Raw genomic sequence first — 19,123 nt, 5'->3', positions numbered from 1 at the left:
TTCAATTTATTTTAGTCCCACTGTGTATGAAACGAACCTTCGCGGTCAATGCGCTCATAGGTATGTGCTCCAAAGTAATCGCGTTGCGCCTGTATGATATTCGTTGGCATACGCTCCGATCGGTAAGAATCAAAGTAAGCCAACGCATTCATATAAGCGGCAAATGGAATTCCATGCTCAACAGCTTGTTTTACGATTTCTCTCGTATTAGCTTGTCTAGATGAAATATCTTTAGCAATAGTATCATCCAAAAGAATATTGCGTAATGAAGCATCACGGCTGTAAGCCTGTCTGAAATCTTCTAGTGCCGCTGCTCGGATAATACATCCTCCACGCCATATTTTGGCTACTTCTTCCAGGTTAAGCCCATAGTTATAGGTTTCCGAAGCTATAGTCAGTTGTGCTAACCCCTGTGCATAGGTATTTAGCATGGCAAAGTAGAAAGCGTCTTTTAATTGTCCGATTACCTGGTCTTCATCTATGTTTTTTTCAGCTGGCGTCCAATTTAATTTTTTAGCTGCTTGTACACGTTCAGGTTTGAATTTGGACATGTCCCGCATAGTTACTGCCGCGTCTATAACGGGGACTGGTGCTTGCAAATCCATGGCATTCTGTGAGGTCCATTTACCTGTTCCTTTAGATTTTGCCCAGTCGGATATGACGTTTACCAGACGTTGTCCGTCTTCATCAAATTTGTTGAGTATTTCACCTGTGATTTCTACGAGGAAGGATTGCAATTCCGTGTTGTTCCATTGAACGAAGGTTTGCTGTATCTTTTCATCATCGATTCCAAAACCACGTTTCATCAAATCATAAGTTTCCGCAATCAGCTGCATGATACCATATTCGATGCCATTATGTACCATTTTTACATAGTTACCAGCAGAGCCATTGCCTAGATAAGCTACACAAGGTTCTCCATTAACTTTCGCTGATACTGCTTCAAAGATTGGACGTAGACGTTCGTAAGCGCCTTTATCTCCTCCTGGCATTAAGCTAGGGCCGAAACGTGCACCCTTTTCTCCTCCTGATATCCCCATCCCAAAAAAATGAATATTTTTCTGAGATAGTTCTAAAAATCTACGATCTGTATCCGGGAAATAAGAATTACCACCATCAATGATAATATCGCCTTCTTCCAAGTGAGGGAGAAGACTGTTGATAGCACCATCCACAGGTTTACCAGCCGGAACTAACAACATAATAGCTCTAGGTTTTCGGATTGCTTGCGTAAATTCAGCTACCTGAGTCGTTGCTTTTACTTGATGGGTATCATTAATTTCGTTCTCTAAAGACTCTACTTTAGCGGCGTCAAGGTCTAATCCCGCTACGGCAAATTTATTGTCGGCCATGTTTAATAGGAGGTTTCTTCCCATAACACCAAGACCAACTATGCCAAAATCATATAATTCCATAAAATTTTTATCAGTTGATGCAGATTTCTGCCTGTGTTCAAAGATAGGAATCTTTTCGTTGAATTAGTGCTGTTTTTTCAACGTTGGGAAGCATAACTATTGGTTATGGGGTATGGTTTTTAATCATTTTCTTTTGAAATCCATAGGTCGCAACTTTGTATTGTTTAATCAAAAGAGATTGTAAGATGAACAATAGTCATTTTTTTAAAAAAGGAATTTTAAATAAAAATTTAAGTATTCGTGAGTTTATTTTTATCGGTTTGGGACTACTTTGTCTAAGCCCTTTTGTATCACCTCCTATAGCATTATTAATTGGGATTATTACGGCACAGTGGTTAGGGAATCCGTTTTCAAATATTACAGGAAAATTGACACATAGTCTATTACAGGTATCTGTCGTTGGCTTGGGGTTTGGGATGGATGTAGAGTCTGCCATTCATGCCAGCAAAAACGGTTTTCTTTTAACCGTAGCCTCTTTATTCGGGATACTATTTCTAGGGCATTTTATAGGTAAGATGTTACACATTGATAAGAAAATAGCTTTTTTGATTACCGTGGGTACCGCAATATGCGGAGGGAGTGCTATTGCTGCCATGTCCCCCGTGATAAAGGCTAAGGAAGCGCAGATTAGTGTAGCATTGGCTACTATTTTTATTTTAAATTCTATCGCTTTATTTGTGTTCCCCGCCGTTGGACACTTCTTTAATCTTTCACAAGGACAGTTTGGTCTTTGGAGTGCCGTGGCTATTCAAGATACCAGTTCTGTGGTCGGTGCAGCTAGCAGATATGGAGAGGAAGCGCTACAAATCGCGACCTCCGTCAAGTTGACACGTGCGCTGTGGATCATACCCGTTACATTTTTTAGTGCTTTGGTTTTTAAAAATAAAGGAAGTCGAGTACAGGTTCCTTACTTTATCGGACTCTTTATATTAGCCATTATTGGTAATACTTATATCGCTCCACTACACAAAATTGCTCCTTACATTGTATATCTGTCCAAAAGCGGACTTACAGCAGTATTGTTCTTGATTGGGGCTGGGCTTTCTACCCAAGTGTTAAAGTCCGTAGGTACCAAACCATTTATTTTAGGACTTGTACTATGGGGGTTGATAGCAATACCATCGTTGTTATTTATACTCTATTATTTTTGATAAATGTTAGATGCAGGTTCGTATATTACTGTAGTGCCTTTAAATCAAATATAAATTCGTCAACTACCTTTTCTGGCGTAGCCCAGGAGGTTAAGAGTCGTACTGCGGAGTGATTTTCATCTACCTGTTTCCACTCAAAGAAGAGGTACTTTTTGTAAAGTTCGTTGATGGTATGTCGTGGAAAAACAGGAAATATTTGATTGGTTGTTGAATGTGTCAAGAAATCGTATCCCAATTCGCGTGTCGCATCAGCTATCTTCATGGCCATTTTGTTGGCATGGTCAGCGAGTTCAAAATAAAGGTTACTCTTGAATAGTTCTAAAAATTGAATCCCTAATAACCTCCCCTTGGCCAAAAGAGCTCCTTTTTGCTTTAAAGCGTAATCAAAATCGGGATACATATCTGGTCTGTTGAATACAACAGCTTCCCCTAGTAGAGCTCCATTTTTTGTAGCTCCTATGTAGAAAACATCCGTCAGTCTACTGATTTCAGCAAGTGTTAGATCATTGTTCGTTGCAGTCAATGCATTACCAAGTCGCGCTCCGTCGAGAAATAAAAGTAAGTTGTACTGTTTACAACATTGCGAAAGTGCTTCCAGTTCGGCTTTTTGGTAGATTGTTCCGATTTCAGTCGAGTTAGATATATATACCAGTCTGGGTTTGACTACATGTGGTCTTAGCGTATGTTGCTGTACGATTTGCTCAATATTTCTTGGCCTTAGTTTGCCATCCATGCTCTCTACCGTTATTATTCGGTGTCCTGTAGCTTCGATAGCTCCAGCCTCATGTGCATAAATATGCCCTGATTGGACACTTATCACAGCTTCGTGTGATTTAAGGAGGCAAGATATGACCAATAAATTGGTTTGAGTTCCTGCCGAAAGGAAATGTATGTCAACTTGCGGATTATCTATTTTAGCTTTTAAAAGAGCCTTGGCCGCTGAGGTATATTCATCGTCACCATACCCTAGCTGCTGAACAAGGTTTGTCTCTAATAATTTGTTTAGAATATTCGCGTGTGCGCCTTCGGAGTAGTCGTTCTTAAAATTATACATGATAGCTCTTTAACCAATTTCGGAGTAAACCTACGTAAATTTCTCCTCATACATTTTTTTGCGGGGGAAATATAGCAAGTTTACTTCGAAGCAGACTGGTCCAGAGTACAGAAAAAGCTAAGAAAAATTCAAGAATCGCTGATAATGTTCCCAATACGATTCAGATGCAGCAGAGGTGGTATTGAGCCAAAACTGTTGTTCTATTTCCTCTTTTTCTTTTTGATCTTCTGTTTCCAAACGACCTTTCAGTAAAAGATATAATTCAAAAAATAATTGGAGGAATTGTCTGTCGTCTTTTGCACATTTATAATTAATACAATCTCCATGCAGGTAGTAGCTCACTACTTCTCCAGAAGGGATGTGGTAGCCTAGACGGTCTCCGATAGTATCCCAACCGAAGAATAAGTAATCTTGATAAACTTCCAGGTCATGGTCAAAAGTAATATCATAGATGTTCAATCTCGATAGGTCAAAATTGTGGAGAAGGTTTAATATTTCATTACCATGGTCTTCATAAATAGACGCCGAATCCGAAATCTGGGCATCACTTAAGATACCATGTAATGTTTCCGTGTTTAGTCGATGTTCCAAATTGGAACGTTCAGGCTGATTGGCCCGAATACTAGATACAAATTCTCTTGCAGTCATAGGTCAGGATTTGTTTTGATGTGGTACTCAGTTTTTTTTACGCTAGAAATTATCCTTACTAATCTAGCTCCAAAGATGCGTCATAAATATAACACTATTTACGGGAAACCGTATTAGTACTTGTAAATATTATTTGTCTTTATTTACATCTTTTATGAGACCTCTACCAAAATAAAAAACTAAGCATACGCCAAGAATCGAACAAGCAATTAAGATGTAATTGCCATAGTTCTTATTTCCTGAAGTTGAATTTGTTTCGAGATTTTTAATGGTGCCGATAGTGACGGTGGGTATATCGCTAGGAAGATTCAGTGTTATCTTAGCCAAGTCGTAATTCGGAGAAGTCCAATTCGTGTCTGCCTGCAAGCTGTACTCCTGTTGTTTGTCCATATCAGCGATCAAACGTATGGGGGTTTGATAGAATACTATACTGTCTATTTGCAGGGCTGGGCTATCTTCATTTTCAATCTCCAGGAAAAAGCTACTCGGGTAAGCCTCTTGCAGCATGTATATACCATTGACGTTACTATGTAACTCGAGGTACTCACTGTTGCTATATTGAGATCCCGAATGCCTTTTGTCTGTGTTTGATCTTTGTTGCTCCGTGTAGGTATGCGCCGTGCGGTAGTACTGCTTCGGTGTACTGGTATAGATTTGGAAATAGTCAATAGGAGACCACATCTCCTTGGTAATGGCTATTGTGGTCGTTTTGCGATCAAGGTTATTCGTCTGTTGGTATGCTACGTGTTTGACTCTTTCTAGTTGCGGCGCTGTCTCATCACTTTTTATTTCACCAATATGGAGAACTTTGATCGGAGGAGAGCTCTTGTCATCCAAAATAATACGGATGTAGCGATAATCTACCAAAGGAAACTGTATCGACTTGTTGGTGAATGTCTGACTATCGTCTTTCAGGTCCGTAAGAATACCATTGTTGATAATGCCAAACCAGTTTTCCCTATCATCACTACCTTCTACGCGATATTTTTTACTATTATCCGTATTGGCCACCTGTATGATATATCCACTGTTTTTTTTCTTGACTTTAGTGTCAATTAGAAACAGCTCCGTGCTATCCACTTTGTTTTTGTCCTGTTCATAAGGAATAGGTGAGAAATAGGAAGACTGTGGAGCGGGGGCTTGTAGAATAAAGGGAACTTCATTGCCTTTAGCATCTTTCAATCTAAGCATTCCCATATTATTAGCCACTCTGGCTCTAAATTCCTGAGGTACAACTATACTGTGGTAACCATTTACATTGACGCTTACCTGCGCTTGCAATTGTTGTGCCCTGACGGTATAGGAGCAAGTGGCAATAACAAAGAACAGAAGAAGTAAGAGATGTTTAAAGCTTTTCATTGTTATTATCTACTACAAGTTTTTTAATTTTTTGATATACAAAGGAAATCGTCAATATCAACGCACCCAATAAAATAAAGGCTATAATTTTTCCAGTCTCGGACACATCCCGGATGTCATAGATGAAAAGTTTCAGAATTGTAATCCCCAAAAGGCTCAATGCAATAACACGGGCTGTTTTAAGGCTTTTCTTGATGCCATAAATAAGGAAGGCAAAAGATAGTAATCCCCATAATATAGGAAAGATGACCTTCATTACAAATTCTCGTGTAGTAAAGTAACTGTCAAAATCTGTTGCTTGAAACAGAAAGACAATATTAACCTCAGCACTGCAGAGATACACGATAAAGAAAGCTACCAACCAAGCTGTACAGGCATTTCGTTTTCCAAGTTCGACGGACTCGAAAAAATGACGCTTCAGATACCACCAGACCTGTAATAGTAAGGCCATGAGTGATAAGTAATGCAGATTAAAGGCAAACGGGAAAGCTCCGTCATTATAAATAAACGTTGTATACTTTTCAATTATAGGAATACGGTAACCTACAATGATATAGAAAATTGCGTTAGCTATAATGAGTACATCTGATAGGGTCTCTATAGATTTAGTCTTGTATCTTCCAAAGTAAATAAGAAGAGTACTGAATATCATATGATAGAGATAGATGAAGAAATAAACGGTACCCGCATTGTCGAATCGGAAAGATGCCTGATAGCTGATTTCGATGATAGGTAATATATAGGCCAATACGAGTGCGCAGACGAATATGAACTTTCGGTAGGCTATCTGATTGAAAATGATCGCTGATAGCGTGTACGTATAGCTGTGTTTTTGTAATAGTTTATAGCTGGCGATGAGCGACCCAATGATCACTAGTCCGGTAATGCATACCGTATTAAGGACAAGTGTATGCGCAACTTCGTCTTCTACATAGGCTGCTAGGTCCTGTACTAGGCTAATGATGGCGAGCCACTGCACAAGTATCGCACCCAGTAGAAAGCCTTTTAATTGAGATTTGTGCGTTAGCCATAGCAGGAGTACAGCCTCACATGCCCAGAAAATCGTTACATAATTACCTTCAAATTGAACCGGAATCGTGATCGTAGCCAAGGTCAAAGCGAGTCCAATAAGTACAAAAACTATCGTTTTGTCAAATCTATACTTTTTGAAAATTAAGTAAGCAAATATAATGTTAAAACCAGCGAGTAGTATAGTGAAAAGACCTACGTAGTTTGGGTTATAACTGTGGACAATATGATACCCTATGGCATAAAAAGCCGATGTGTTCGATATCACTGCTCCAATTTCATACGTAGAAAACTTGTTTTTATGAACGACATTGTTGATTACAAATGCAACCATGAATAGGATATAGAGCAGGGTGCAATAACCAAATACATGCAACAGGATCGCAGGAGTTGATGAAGGCAATACGATATACCAGACCGCGACGATAAGTGTCGTCAGTATAAATGCGGTAAAGTTTACCACAAACCATCGTCTGAAATAGGAAATCGTTAACATGCCTACATTCAGAAGGGTAATATAGGTCAGAAGCACGTGATAGTTTCCATGACCTGTACTGACCATAAATGGTACTGCAAATCCGCCTATGACAGACATTACAGCCAACTCCTGTCGGTTATAAGCCATCGAAACGAATGTACTGAACATCGTGATCATAACCATGATGATAAAAGTCGTCGTCTGGCTGAACAAATGATAATCATGAAATGCTATGCCAATGGTGAAATAGAATACAGCGATGGCTCCGGCCACTAATACCGAACTAAAAGCCTTAAACTGGGCGCGCATACGGTGAGCGACCCCCAAGAGTATGCCTCCTGCTAATATTCCGATACCAACACGTGCAGGTTCATTGATCCATTCTTTATCAATAGCATATTTTACAAAAAAGCTAATTCCGAGGACTAGGATAATAATACCGATTTTATTGATAAGATTTTCACCAATAAACTTTTCAATATCCGGGTTCTTTTGTTTAAATTTTTCAAACCAAGACAGCTTTTCCTCTTCAACAATGGGTTGAAAAGGAAAAGGATCCTGTATAGTGTTGGATTGGTCTTCTGTTTGAAATTGAGTTTCTGTCGCTTCTTGCAGCAGAAAATCGGGAATAGGAGGAGGAGTTAACGTAACCTCTTCTTCCATCAGGATAGGTTGTGGTGTAGAATCAGTCTCCTCTATCGAAATATCTTCCGTTATTAAAGGTACTTGGTCTGGCTCTTCAGTCGTCTGGATGGTTTTACCATCTTCTAGAAGATTCTTTAGTATGGTTAGCTGATCAAAAGTGTGTGACAGACCTTCCCGCAACCCCTTAATCTCATCTCTCTGTCTATTTAGCAGGTACACGAGAACAGCAAATCCAAGTACAATTAATAATATTTCCATAAACTAAGCTTTCGTTTTAGCTTTCGTGCTAAAATCGTACCAAGGTACAAAAACTTGTGAATGACTTTTTATTTGCCAAATAATTTTTCAAAGAACCCTTTGGTACCCTGCTTAGTAGCTTCGGCTGTCTTTAATTTTGAGGTATGTATGTTTACTGAGAGATTGCAAAAGTTTTTTACAATATGTAGGTTTCAGAGAGATAATCTGGATCACCGACAGATACATTTTCATTCCAATTGTACCACAGAATAGGCCAAAAACACTTCTCTGCAGAAAGATGATTCGGTATCTTTGTTTTCTCATAAATAAGCAAATTCGATGAAATCAATACAAGTAGCAATAATTAGTGATATCCATGGCAATCTTACAGCATTAGAACATGTTCTAACCGATATTCGTCAAAGGGGGATACCGCAAATATATTGTTTAGGTGATTTGGTGGACTTTGCACCTTGGGGCAATGAAGTGATTTCTCTATTTAAACAGCGGGGAATCCCTTGCTTGCTGGGCAATCATGATGAACGGATTGCTTTCGATTATCCGGTGGTACCTTTGACACATCATGATGCGGTAGAGACCGCAAATCGTGATATTGCCATTGCATTCTCCAAACGGACTATTTCTCCAGAAAATAAATTATGGCTTTCCAACCTTCCTTTTGAACTGTCTCTGACTTTTAAAGTAGAGGGTATATTCAAACGTCTTTTATTAGTGCATGCAACCCCTAGCAGTAATGAAGAATACCTATTTGAAGAAGATGATAAAGGAGCTATACTGTCAGAATTAGCAAGGGGAGGAATGGACGTCCTCGTCATGGGGCATACCCATTATTCCTACATACAGCAATTTCCCGAAGCTCTTTTGGTCAATTGTGGATCAGTAGGTCGTAGTAAGGAAGCCGATAGGAAAGCGACATACACCATTTTGACTATTTCTGCCGATAGCATAATGGCCGAAATACAGAAAGTGGAATATCCGATACAGGCTGTAGCAGATGCTATCTACAACAGTGAGATTCCTGATTTCTATGCCGATTTCTTATTGAAATCATGATTTTCTGTCACAGATCTCCTTTTTGAGTTTCATATAATGATCTTTGTCATCGTCTTCTCCCAAGAGGAATCCCCATGGTTTTAATTCTAAGATACGGTCAAAGACAATTTTACAGATCGCAAGGATGGGGATGGCCAAAAACATTCCCGATATTCCCCACAGCAGCTCCCCGAAAAAGATAGCCATCATAGCCACCATGGAGTTTACCTGAACTTTGGAACCTACTATCTTCGGTACGACAAAGTTACTGTCGATAAAATGAATGACAATCAATGCGACCAAAACTAGAATGACATGCATTAACGATAAGGTAGCAAAAGTTATCAGGGCAATAATCAACATAGAAAGAAATATGCCCACATAAGGGAGTACGTTGAAAATACCTGTAAATATGGCCAGCATTAGGCTGTATTTGACACCTATAGCCGTGAGCGCAATAAAAGTCATTGTGGCCACGATAATCATTTGCAAAAATAGACCGATAAGGTAACGCTTTACCACATATTGTACCTGTGAGACAATGTCAAGCACAATGTTGTGATGCCTGTCATGGTTTAGTAATAGGAGAAAACGTACAACATGACGACGGTATACTAAGATGAAAAAGGTATATAAAAAAGTAAATACCAGTAGGATAAATGTGGAAGACATGGATAGGAGTGCTACCCCTAGTATGGCTGTACCGCGACTCACGGATTTGGTCAAAGTATCAGAAAGGTATTCCATCTGATCCGAATAGTTGATATGCAGGTTTTTGGAAATCCAATCCTGAAATACTTCCATCCCTTGCACCACTTGCCGTTCAAATGCAGGCCAATCTTCCTTTAGATTGGTCATCTGTGAGCCTAGTAAAACAACTACACCAATGAGTAAAGTAAAAAAAAGAAGCAGGGAAATGAGAGATGCTAAGACGCGAGGCATTCTTAGCTTTCTTTCCATCCAAGACCCAAGTGGGGTTAACAGCAGGGCAAAAAGGCTTCCTAAAATAAAAGGGACAATGATGGCTTGACCTACACGTGCAATGTAGACAATTGCAATAATGCTGATTAACGTACAGGCTAATTTGATGTAAAACGGAAGAGTTAAGAATTTCGTCATATCCAGAATTTGATTTTAGAGAACAAATATCAAACCAATAAATTCTGAAATAAAAATCGGAAAATAATATGGAATTACAAATGATAAAGTCAAGCCTAGGCGATAATAGCCTAGAATATTTATTTTTGTAATGTTTTAAAGAGAGGTATCATCATAGAATTATGATTAGTGAAAAATAATATTGGACAATACGACCTAATACGTCTGTCAGCAGACCAATGGCAAGCATATAAGGATATTCGACTTGAAGCACTGCAAGCTGAACCTGGCAAGTTTGGAAGCAATTATGCAAAAGAATCGAACTACAGCGATCAAGAGTGGTCAACTTTGTTGGAAAATGACAACCGGGCAATTTTTGGGTTGTATCATCAAAGTAATTTGGTTGGTCTGACTGGTGTGGCCCTTTTTTATGGAGACCATTCCAAAGCGCTATTGTTTTCCTCTTACATCAAACCAGAGCATAGAGGAAAAGGGGTGTCTACTTTATTCTATGAAGAACGCATGGCCTGGGCACGTCAGAAAAACTGTCGTTCTATTCTGGTGTCGCATCGTGCCGGAAATGAAGCTTCTAAAGCGGCGAATCAACGATTTGGTTTTGTGTATACACATTCCGAAAAGGTTACTTGGCCAGATGGATCAACGGATGATGAGTTGATGTATTCGTTGGATATTTAAGAGGATTGGGATTTGAGCGATATGCTGCGTAGACCAATGTTTGAATATCCATTGATGATTTCGTTAATTTGCACACTAAAATTTATTTATATATGAAGCTGTTCCGTTTTATTATTTTCACATTAACGAGTTTATTTTTTATAGCCTGTCAGTCTGCTAGTCCAGATAAATTTTTTGGACAAGTGGTACTCAATACCAATTTGATTGCCGATTTTGATCCGGCAACTTTTGGCAAACGTCTTCAACAAGAGACGGTCGAATTCCCTGATATCCCATCTAGTAAGAAGAATGGAGATGAAGCACAACAGATTGTCAATCTGAAAGTCCTAACGGTAGAGAAAGCCATTAAAGACATCAAGGGGTTAACGGTATCCGATGATGACGCAAAGGTTTTACAAGAGCAATCTATTCAATTATTTGAAGCGGTACTTCCCGTTTATAAAAATGAGTACGCAGCTTACGCGAAGCTTTGCGATACCAAGGGTACGGATGAAGAAAAACAACAACTTCTTCAAAAAATTGAAAAGGAATACTTGCCTAAAGTAGATGGTTTGTTCGAGAATGTTTATGATTTAGGAAAGAAATATGCCGATAAGCATCAATTGAATGTCAAATGGGGCTATTAGAAAATAATAACTTCGTTTGATTGAATATAAAGCCACTAAAGAGCATACTTTAGTGGCTTTGTTTCGCTAATTATTTAGCGGAGAAAGTTGCCGTACCAATGTCCCGATGCTTTGATAATACGTTGCTGCGTTTTAAAATCAACATGTACCAGTCCAAATCGGGGATGATATCCTTCCGCCCATTCAAAGTTATCTAAGAAAGTCCAGACAAAATAACCTTTTACATTTACACCTTCACTTTTCGCGCGGAATACCTGTTCGATAACATCTTTTAGATATTGTGTCCTTTGTAAATCATCGACACGGCCATCTTCAACCAGATCCTCAAATGCTGCTCCATTTTCGGTGATAATAAGTGGAGGAATATTCGGGTAGGCATCAAATTTTTTAAGTATATGGTACATCGACTCAGGATAGATTTCCCAGTTCATAGCCGTCGTTTCAACCTTTCGTTTTTTTGCACTTACAATCTTAGCACGTAAGAAGGGAACAAATAGCGAATGCCGTATCACCTCCCGGGTATAATTCTGTATACCAATAAAGTCCATGTCAAATTTTAAATCCGTATCGTCGCCCTGTTTCATATAGCGTTCGATTCGATTTAAGACCTTGATCTCTTGAGTAGGGTATCCCATTCCCAATAGAGGCTCAATGAAAAAGCGATTGAGCAGTACATCTGCTTTTCTCGCGGCAATGATGTCCCTTTCCTTCGTAGAGTAAGGTTCCACATGGGAGCAAGAGAAGGTCGTGCCGACATAACTTTCCTTTTGCAGTGATTTAATGATTCTGCCTCCTTGGGCTTGAGCCAAAGCAGCGTGATGCGCCGCAGCTAGAAAGTTGTTCAAGCCTTTTCTACCAGGTGCGTGTACTCCAAAAAAATAACCCGCAGCTGTAAATACAGTAGGCTCATTAAGGACTATCCAGTTTTTTACACGATCGCCAAAATACTTGACACAGAGAGCCACATACTCGCCAAACCAATCTTTTACATCTCGGTTTGTCCAGCCGCCTTTTTCTTCGAGTGCATGGGGGAGGTCCCAGTGATAGAGGGTGATCCAGGGAGTAATTCCCAGGCTAAGGGAATAATCGATAAGTCTATTGTAAAAATCGATACCAGCCTGATTTACGTTTCCCATCCCATCAGGTTGTATTCTGCTCCAAGCAATAGAAAATCTATAGTTAGGAATATGCAGACTCTGCATCAGTTTCAGGTCATCTTCATACCGATAGTAGAAATCGCAAGCGATATTGCCATGCTGATTATGTATAATTTTATTTTTCTTTTGGACAAAAATATCCCAGATAGAAGGACCTTTTGCATCATGGTCATGCGCACCTTCTATTTGATAAGCTGCGGTAGAAACACCCCAAATAAAATCTTTACCAAAAGTGTTTTTAGTTATTAACATCTATTTCAATTTGTTCGATTAGCTTCTTTGTGACCGAAGTGGCGAATAAAATGAGCTGAACCGGGCTAAAAATAGTCGAGAGACAACGTTCTGAAAAAAGTAGATTATTGTTTTCATAGCTATGTAAATTTATTAATCCTGTTTTGGAATAATGTTTACATGAATCTACTGATTTTATGTTAATCATATGTTGTAAAAAGGTTAATTTTTTACGAAGAAATCAGAGACTATAGAATTTCTATTCCCAGTCTTGCTAGTGCTTTAGTTCCTGGCGTACCTTTGGAGTTCTCTGTTATTAAGGTATGCATGTGGCCTGTCTGGGCTACAAAATAGGGTGATTCACTATTTATTTTGTCCGAAGTACATAGCCCTACAGTTTTGACGCTGTGCCTCATCATAGCAATTTTTGTTTCTGCCTCTTCCAGGTCTTTGCAGGAAAGTTTATCTGGAGCAATGCTGCATATACCTAAAAAATAGATATCGACTTTAAATTTAGCAATACCTTGCAGTGTCTCGTTGCCGTAGGTTGAAAACGAAGTTTTATTGAGCTTTCCCCCTAAAAAAATAAGCTCCGCAGTAGGATGGTCTTCAATAGCATTAGCTACTGGAAAACTATTAGTAATGATTGTTACTTTTAAATCTAGGGGTAGAATTTTAGCTAATTCTAAAACAGATGTTCCGCCGTCAAAGAATAGCACTTGTCCACTTTTGATGAGTGATACTGCTTTCTGTGCGATAATTTTCTTTTGATCGATATCGGTATTCTCCCGATCCCGATAATGATGGGGAATACGGGATACAGATACCGCTCCACCACGAACTGCACGTAATAAGCCTTTGTTGTCAAGTTCTTTGATATCTCGTCTTATTGTATCCTCTGAAACAGCTAGTTTTTTAGATAGCGATTGAAAGGAAGACGAGCCATTGGTAACGGTCTCTTCAACAATAATATTATGACGATCCTCTTTTAACATAAGACAAACCTACATAAATTCAATATTGTACGCAATATAATCGCGCAGCAATGTAAAATTGATAAGATTTATTACTTCTATATATTGCTATTGTTTGCAATGTTTTGCATTATATTTCTAAGTTTTGCTATATTTGATTAAAATTATAAGATATGCACAATAGAAAAACAATAGCGTTGGATATGGATGGGGTCTTGGCCGACAACCTGGATCATTATCTCAATTATTATCATCAAGAGACAGGTATACAGCTTACTGAAGCAGATGTGTTAGGATTACCTGAAGGAGAATGTGTTCCCGATAAAACAGCGGTGAGACGTTACATTGGCTCTGATGGCTTTTTTAGAACACTGCCTGTAGCAAAGGATGCACAAGAGGTCGTGAAAGAACTGCACGATAGATACGATGTTTTTGTGGTATCGGCAGCGATGGAGTTTCCGTGGAGCCTTCGGGAAAAAAGAGACTGGTTAGCTGAGTATTTTCCATTTATCTCTTGGCATAATATTGTCTTCTGTGGACATAAGCATATTATCCATACCGACTATCTAATCGATGATCATGTGAAGAATTTGCTTACTTTTAAAGGAATAAGTCTAATGTTCAATAGTTTTCACAATATCAATGAACATCGGTTTGAACGTTTACAGGACTGGAAGGATGTACATCGATATTTTATGGAGCAATAAGATAACAATCAAACAAATAGTACATAATGAACGATAATATGCCTATTTAAAATCCTGTTTAATAGTTTATTTTTGTAATAAGATTATAGCTTATTGCCGTTCTTTTGACTCTTCATAAAAGGACATTGTTGTATCTAAAATAGTAATGCAGAATATGAAAGAACACGATATTAAGGAATTGAGGGATGAGCGGGATTTCAAGAGCTTCTACTTGAATGATGCACCCTCGACTTTTTGCGAAGAGTGCAATTCAGTTTCTTATCAGCATGGAAGCGGTTTCTTGGAGATCGCAAAGTTAGAAGATTTAAAGATACGGCAACGAAAAATTGAAGGTCGGCAGACACGAAGAAAGTTTTATAGTATAGTCTTGTTGACAGAAGGGGAGATGGAGGAAGTGATTGGGCACCAGAAATATCTCTTTAAGCCAGGAACCATGTTTTTCGTCGGAGAGAATCAGCTTCATGCGGTCGAGGCCTGGAGCGACAATATAAAAGGAATATACTGTATGTTTGACGCAGATTATTTCTTGCTTTGTATCAAGCATCAGATAAAACTGAATCAGTTTCCATTTTTTCAGTTTAACAAAGAGCCTTTTATTACACTTTCTGAACGTGAGGTTGGCATGATGGAACATTTGTTCTGGAAGCTGACTAGTGAGAACTGTCAGAAAATTTCCTTCAATGATGACTTACTGACGCGTATGTTTTTAAATGTAATCTTGTTGGAGGCCGAACGTATCTATAACCGAAAGACCAGTATTGAACAGTTTTCTTTGTCCCGTAAAGACCAACTTGCAGCACAATTTCAGTTTTTGGTGAGTGAGCATTTTATAGAAAAGCGTTTTGTAAGTGCGTATGCTGAACTGTTACATGTACATCCTAATTATCTCAACGATGTAGTAAAAGAAGCTACCGGATTTCCTGCAAGTCATTTTATTCAGAAGCAGATGATACAGGAAGCTAAGTCACGTTTGCTACAAACGAATGATACGGTTGCCATGATCGCATTGGCATTGAATTTTACCGAGTATTCCTATTTTGGACGCTTTTTTAAAAAACATACCGGAATGACACCTTTAGCCTTTCGAAAAAAACACAAACATTGATACTAGAGCCTCTATTATAATAGAGGCTCTTTTGTTAAAAAGATTCTATTGCCAAATCCATATTTATAGCCGCTCCTGCTGTCGAGCCCGTAGCTACAGCTATAGGTATAGAGCGGAACGCAGAATTATCTCCACAAGCATATATACCACGTACAGTGGTCTGTTGGTTACTGTTTGTCTTGATTAATCCCTGTTCGGTCAGTTCACATCCCAGTTGGCTAGGGATACTGCAGTGTTGTTCGGATTGCGGTCTGGTATAGAGCACATCGCGTGCTATTTTTTGACCGTTATCGAGCTCGACGGTGTTTAACCAACCGTCTTCATGTTGTATTTTTCTTATGGGATTCGTTATGATTTCAATATTGTTTCGTGTTAACGCTGCTTGTTGAGCCGTATCGAATTTATCTTTTTGCGGGCTGAAAATCTGAATGTCAGGACTATAATTTTTGACCAGTAGAGCATAATGGGATGCTGTATTGGCATCCCCTAGAATTCCAATTTTCTTGCCCTTAAACTCATATCCATGACAATAGGGACAGTGTAATACCGATTTACCCCAGCAAGCGGAGAAACCTGGCAATTCGGGCATGATATCCCGGATACCGGTAGCAAATAAGACTCTTTTTCCCTGTATTTTGTTGTTATTAGCAGTCTGTATTGTAAATGCGTTATTTTGGAATTTACTGGCTGTCACACGGTCATCTAGCCAAGACACTGTGGGATACTTCATAACATCCTGTTTAGCGGTATGGGCGATATCGCTGGGGCGTCTGCTATCTTGTGTTAGAAAGTTGTGCGAATGAGGTGCTACTTTATTACAGGGACTTCCGCTGTCAATAATCAGAACCTTACGTTGCGAGCGTCCTAAGGTTAGCGCCGCTGCTAAGCCGGAATAACTCCCTCCAACAATAATGACGTCAAATAGGGAAAGTTCTATCTCATGCTGAGCCATGTCAAAGCCTGATAGCGAGCTGCTCAGGGCTAACCCTGATAAGGTGTATGCTGTTTTATGTAAGAAACTCCGTCGATTTATACTATCCATAATTTATAGATTAAAGGGTAATATTATCGAGGCAATTAATGCCATTTCGGGATGTTATTGTTGAAACTGTTGATTCTTCTTCAATACAGAATATACCGTTTTTTTCTATTCTGGAGGCTAGGTAACGTTCGACATCCAGAGCAGCCATACAGCCCGAACCAGCTGCAGTTATCGCTTGACGATATTCACTATCCTGTACATCTCCGCAGGCAAATACACCTGGGAGACCAGTTTTTGTTGAACCTTTGATGGTTGTTATATAGCCTCTTTCATCGAGGTTGAGTTTCCCTTTGAAAAGTTCGGTATTAGGTGTGTGTCCTATAGCGACAAATACGCCTTCTACATTCAATATCTGCTCCGAGGTGTTATTGTCCGGTTTTTTGATGATGACAGACTCGATTTTCTTTCCATCCCCAATTATATCCTGTAGTTCCGTATTGAAGTGAACGGTGATTTGTGGAAATTGTTTTAACCTATTCTGCAGAATCTGCGACGCACGAAAGGTGTCTTTACGTACCAGAAGATGAATTTCCTTCGCGAATTTAGCGAGGAAAAAGGCCTCTTCCAATGCTGTATCACCACCACCTACTACCACAACAGATTTATCTCGGTAGAAGAATCCATCGCAGGTAGCACATCCCGATACACCGATACCAAAGTACCGAGACTCATTCTCTAGTCCCAGCCATTTGGCCTATGCTCCGGTAGCAATGATAATAGAATCGGCCCAGGTTATCTCCCCACTATGTCTTATTAATCGAAAAGGACGGTCCGAAAAATCAATTTCAACGATATCGTCTTGTATGATTTCGGTATCAAATCGAAGAGCCTGTTGTCTGAGATCTTCCATGAGCTGTGGTCCCAATACACCAGTTGGATATCCTGGGAAATTGTCCACCTCCGTTGTCTGCATCAGTTGTCCACCCACCTGTACTCCGGTAAATAGTACGGGCGATAGAGCTGCTCGGGACGCGTATATAGCAGCTGTATAGCCTGCAGGTCCCGATCCGATGATAGCACATTGTGTTGTATTCTCCATAGTTATAGAATGTTTTCGATATGGTTCAGGATTTCTTTTTCTGAAGCTAAGCCTGTATGTCTCCAGCTTATTTTTCCTTCTTTGTCCAGTAAGATCATCGTCGGTACACCACGGATACTGAATTCCTCCGCGATAGTACTTTGGGTGTCGACATCTATGCGCATAAAATTTACATCTTCAGACTTATGAACCTTGATTTTATCAACGATAGGGTTTAGCATGCGGCAAGGGCCACACCATATCGCTGTAAATTGCATAAATATAGGTTTGTCACTTTTTTGATCTAAGAAACTCATGTTGTATTTTGATTAAATGTATAAAAATGGAATAGGTCTAGCGCAAGGATAATAGTATCTCTTTGAGTTCACTGGCACGCATTGGGCCTGTATATCGCCATACCTCTTCATTGTTTTTTAAAACGACCACTGTAGGGATTGATCGTATGTTGTATTTCTGAGACAGGAAGGCTTCTTCGTCCACGTTGTATTGTAATATATCAAGGAAATCATACTCTTTTCCCTTTATGGATGCTACGATAGGCATCATCATTTGGCAGGGCTGACACCAGTCTGCGTAAAATTGCAGCAGTTTCAGGCTGTGGGTTTCTTTTTGCATTTTATTATTCTTTAGTACTACAAAGTTAGAGCGAGCGTGATTTGTATAATTATACATTTGCTAGCAAAAACGGTACATATCACAGGTGTATCAATCAAGAATATCCAATGCTTTGATTTGTCCTGTTTTTGCTCTGTTTTGTGTTCCTGTACAACGTCTCATATCGCTTACATTTGCGGTATTAGATTATAATTAAGGAGCTATGATAACACTATTTTATGCACTTTTATTAGGTATCGGCGCCACCATCGTAATGGATGTCTTCGCCGTAGTTCTAAAAAAAGTATGGCAGATTCCATCGTTGGATTATGCATTATTAGGACGATGGATTGGACATATTACAAAAGGTACATTCTACCATGAATCTATTCTAAAAGCAACACCTTTCTGGAAGGAGAAGCAGATTGGTTGGTTGGCCCATTATTCGATAGGAATAGCGTTTGCTTACCTGTTATTGTTGATCTGGGGAATCGATTGGCTCTCTGCGCCTACATTTTGGCCAGCGATGTTGATTGGTTTAGGCACGACATTCGCCCCTTGGTTCATTATGCAGCCAGCGTTTGGCTTTGGAGTAGCTGCCTCAAAGACACCAAACCCAAGCTTAGCCCGTGTTCGGAGCTTGCAGGCACATTTTATGTATGGATTAGGGTTATATGTAACAGGTTGGGTAATGGCTTTCTTACTTCGTTAATGCATATTTGACATTTATCCCGTCTTTTGATGGGAGGCTGGAGGGCTAGAACTATACTCAGGTAGGGCTGTTA

18 protein-coding genes and 1 pseudogene are annotated in these 19,123 nt (G+C 39.4%); 7 read left to right on the top strand and 12 right to left on the bottom strand.

Translation table 11 applies throughout. The features are described from left to right. Positions 1-11 precede the first annotated feature (11 nt). Complete coding sequence (gene gndA / locus JKG61_RS07040; protein WP_202102261.1) at positions 12-1,415, bottom strand: NADP-dependent phosphogluconate dehydrogenase; 1,404 nt, start codon at positions 1,413-1,415, stop codon at positions 12-14. 185 nt (positions 1,416-1,600) lie between these two features. On the opposite strand from gndA, the gene JKG61_RS07035 reads away from it, so the two are divergent. Next, positions 1,601-2,566 carry a YeiH family protein gene (locus JKG61_RS07035; RefSeq protein WP_202102260.1) on the top strand — a complete coding sequence of 322 codons (966 nt, stop codon included), beginning with the start codon at positions 1,601-1,603 and terminating at the stop codon, positions 2,564-2,566. 25 nt (positions 2,567-2,591) lie between these two features. Here JKG61_RS07035 and JKG61_RS07030 read toward each other — a convergent pair whose 3' ends face one another. The 4 genes from JKG61_RS07030 to JKG61_RS07015 form a co-directional block, all read right to left on the bottom strand. Further along, positions 2,592-3,620 carry a threonine aldolase family protein gene (locus tag JKG61_RS07030; RefSeq protein ID WP_202102259.1) on the bottom strand — a complete coding sequence of 343 codons (1,029 nt, stop codon included), beginning with the start codon at positions 3,618-3,620 and terminating at the stop codon, positions 2,592-2,594. Positions 3,621-3,737: 117 nt separating this feature from the next. After that, the gene (locus tag JKG61_RS07025) at positions 3,738-4,268 is read right to left on the bottom strand and encodes a hypothetical protein (RefSeq protein WP_202102258.1); all 531 of its coding nucleotides are present in this window, start codon (positions 4,266-4,268) and stop codon (positions 3,738-3,740) included. 129 nt (positions 4,269-4,397) lie between these two features. Then, positions 4,398-5,627, bottom strand: coding sequence for a DUF3999 family protein (locus JKG61_RS07020; protein WP_202102257.1), 1,230 nt, complete (start codon positions 5,625-5,627; stop codon positions 4,398-4,400). Beyond that, positions 5,614-8,037, bottom strand: a complete 2,424-nt coding sequence (locus JKG61_RS07015; protein WP_202102256.1) for a DUF2339 domain-containing protein — start codon at positions 8,035-8,037, stop codon at positions 5,614-5,616. The genes JKG61_RS07020 and JKG61_RS07015 overlap by 14 nt, the downstream gene beginning before the upstream one ends. A 318-nt stretch (positions 8,038-8,355) precedes the next feature. On the opposite strand from JKG61_RS07015, the gene JKG61_RS07010 reads away from it, so the two are divergent. Then, positions 8,356-9,090 carry a metallophosphoesterase family protein gene (locus tag JKG61_RS07010; protein WP_202102255.1) on the top strand — a complete coding sequence of 245 codons (735 nt, stop codon included), beginning with the start codon at positions 8,356-8,358 and terminating at the stop codon, positions 9,088-9,090. On the opposite strand, the gene JKG61_RS07005 is transcribed toward JKG61_RS07010, so the two are convergent. Further along, positions 9,085-10,188, bottom strand: coding sequence for an AI-2E family transporter (locus JKG61_RS07005; RefSeq protein WP_202102254.1), 1,104 nt, complete (start codon positions 10,186-10,188; stop codon positions 9,085-9,087). The genes JKG61_RS07010 and JKG61_RS07005 overlap by 6 nt on opposite strands. Positions 10,189-10,356: 168 nt before the next feature. Here JKG61_RS07005 and JKG61_RS07000 point away from each other — a divergent pair, with 168 nt between their 5' ends. Beyond that, entirely contained in the window at positions 10,357-10,863 is a 507-nt protein-coding gene (locus JKG61_RS07000; RefSeq protein WP_202102253.1) for a GNAT family N-acetyltransferase, read from the top strand. 92 nt (positions 10,864-10,955) lie between these two features. Continuing rightward, positions 10,956-11,489 (top strand): hypothetical protein, encoded by a 534-nt coding sequence (locus JKG61_RS06995; RefSeq protein WP_202102252.1) that lies wholly within the window; start codon positions 10,956-10,958, stop codon positions 11,487-11,489. 74 nt (positions 11,490-11,563) lie between these two features. Here JKG61_RS06995 and JKG61_RS06990 read toward each other — a convergent pair whose 3' ends face one another. Together JKG61_RS06990 and JKG61_RS06985 are read right to left on the bottom strand one after the other, a co-directional pair. Beyond that, positions 11,564-12,898: a GH1 family beta-glucosidase gene (locus tag JKG61_RS06990; RefSeq protein WP_202102251.1), complete on the bottom strand. Its 1,335-nt coding sequence runs from the start codon at positions 12,896-12,898 to the stop codon at positions 11,564-11,566. Positions 12,899-13,125: 227 nt separating this feature from the next. Then, positions 13,126-13,872, bottom strand: coding sequence for a DeoR/GlpR family DNA-binding transcription regulator (locus tag JKG61_RS06985; RefSeq protein WP_202102250.1), 747 nt, complete (start codon positions 13,870-13,872; stop codon positions 13,126-13,128). A gap of 152 nt (positions 13,873-14,024) precedes the next feature. Here JKG61_RS06985 and JKG61_RS06980 point away from each other — a divergent pair, with 152 nt between their 5' ends. Together JKG61_RS06980 and JKG61_RS06975 are read left to right on the top strand one after the other, a co-directional pair. Next, positions 14,025-14,558 carry a 5' nucleotidase, NT5C type gene (locus tag JKG61_RS06980; protein ID WP_202102249.1) on the top strand — a complete coding sequence of 178 codons (534 nt, stop codon included), beginning with the start codon at positions 14,025-14,027 and terminating at the stop codon, positions 14,556-14,558. A 154-nt stretch (positions 14,559-14,712) separates the two neighbouring features. Beyond that, positions 14,713-15,663 (top strand): helix-turn-helix domain-containing protein, encoded by a 951-nt coding sequence (locus JKG61_RS06975; RefSeq protein WP_202102248.1) that lies wholly within the window; start codon positions 14,713-14,715, stop codon positions 15,661-15,663. 34 nt (positions 15,664-15,697) lie between these two features. On the opposite strand, the gene JKG61_RS06970 is transcribed toward JKG61_RS06975, so the two are convergent. The 4 genes and pseudogenes from JKG61_RS06970 to JKG61_RS06955 form a co-directional block, all read right to left on the bottom strand. Further along, the gene (locus tag JKG61_RS06970) at positions 15,698-16,705 is read right to left on the bottom strand and encodes an NAD(P)/FAD-dependent oxidoreductase (protein WP_202102247.1); all 1,008 of its coding nucleotides are present in this window, start codon (positions 16,703-16,705) and stop codon (positions 15,698-15,700) included. 109 nt (positions 16,706-16,814) lie between these two features. Next, positions 16,815-17,744: pseudogene (gene trxB / locus JKG61_RS06965) on the bottom strand (thioredoxin-disulfide reductase); the annotation flags it as partial. Positions 17,745-17,746: 2 nt separating this feature from the next. Then, complete coding sequence (locus JKG61_RS06960; RefSeq protein WP_202102246.1) at positions 17,747-18,040, bottom strand: thioredoxin family protein; 294 nt, start codon at positions 18,038-18,040, stop codon at positions 17,747-17,749. Positions 18,041-18,077: 37 nt separating this feature from the next. Further along, complete coding sequence (locus tag JKG61_RS06955; RefSeq protein WP_202102245.1) at positions 18,078-18,359, bottom strand: thioredoxin family protein; 282 nt, start codon at positions 18,357-18,359, stop codon at positions 18,078-18,080. 202 nt (positions 18,360-18,561) lie between these two features. Between JKG61_RS06955 and JKG61_RS06950 the strand changes: the two genes are divergently transcribed. Further along, the gene (locus JKG61_RS06950; RefSeq protein WP_202102244.1) at positions 18,562-19,050 is read left to right on the top strand and encodes a DUF2938 domain-containing protein; all 489 of its coding nucleotides are present in this window, start codon (positions 18,562-18,564) and stop codon (positions 19,048-19,050) included. Positions 19,051-19,123 lie beyond the last annotated feature (73 nt).

The organism is Sphingobacterium faecale (assembly GCF_016746095.1).
Classification (GTDB): Bacteria; Bacteroidota; Bacteroidia; order Sphingobacteriales; family Sphingobacteriaceae; genus Sphingobacterium; species Sphingobacterium faecale.
Note: the sequence above shows the minus strand (reverse complement) of the source record. Positions and strands in the feature narration are given on the sequence as shown.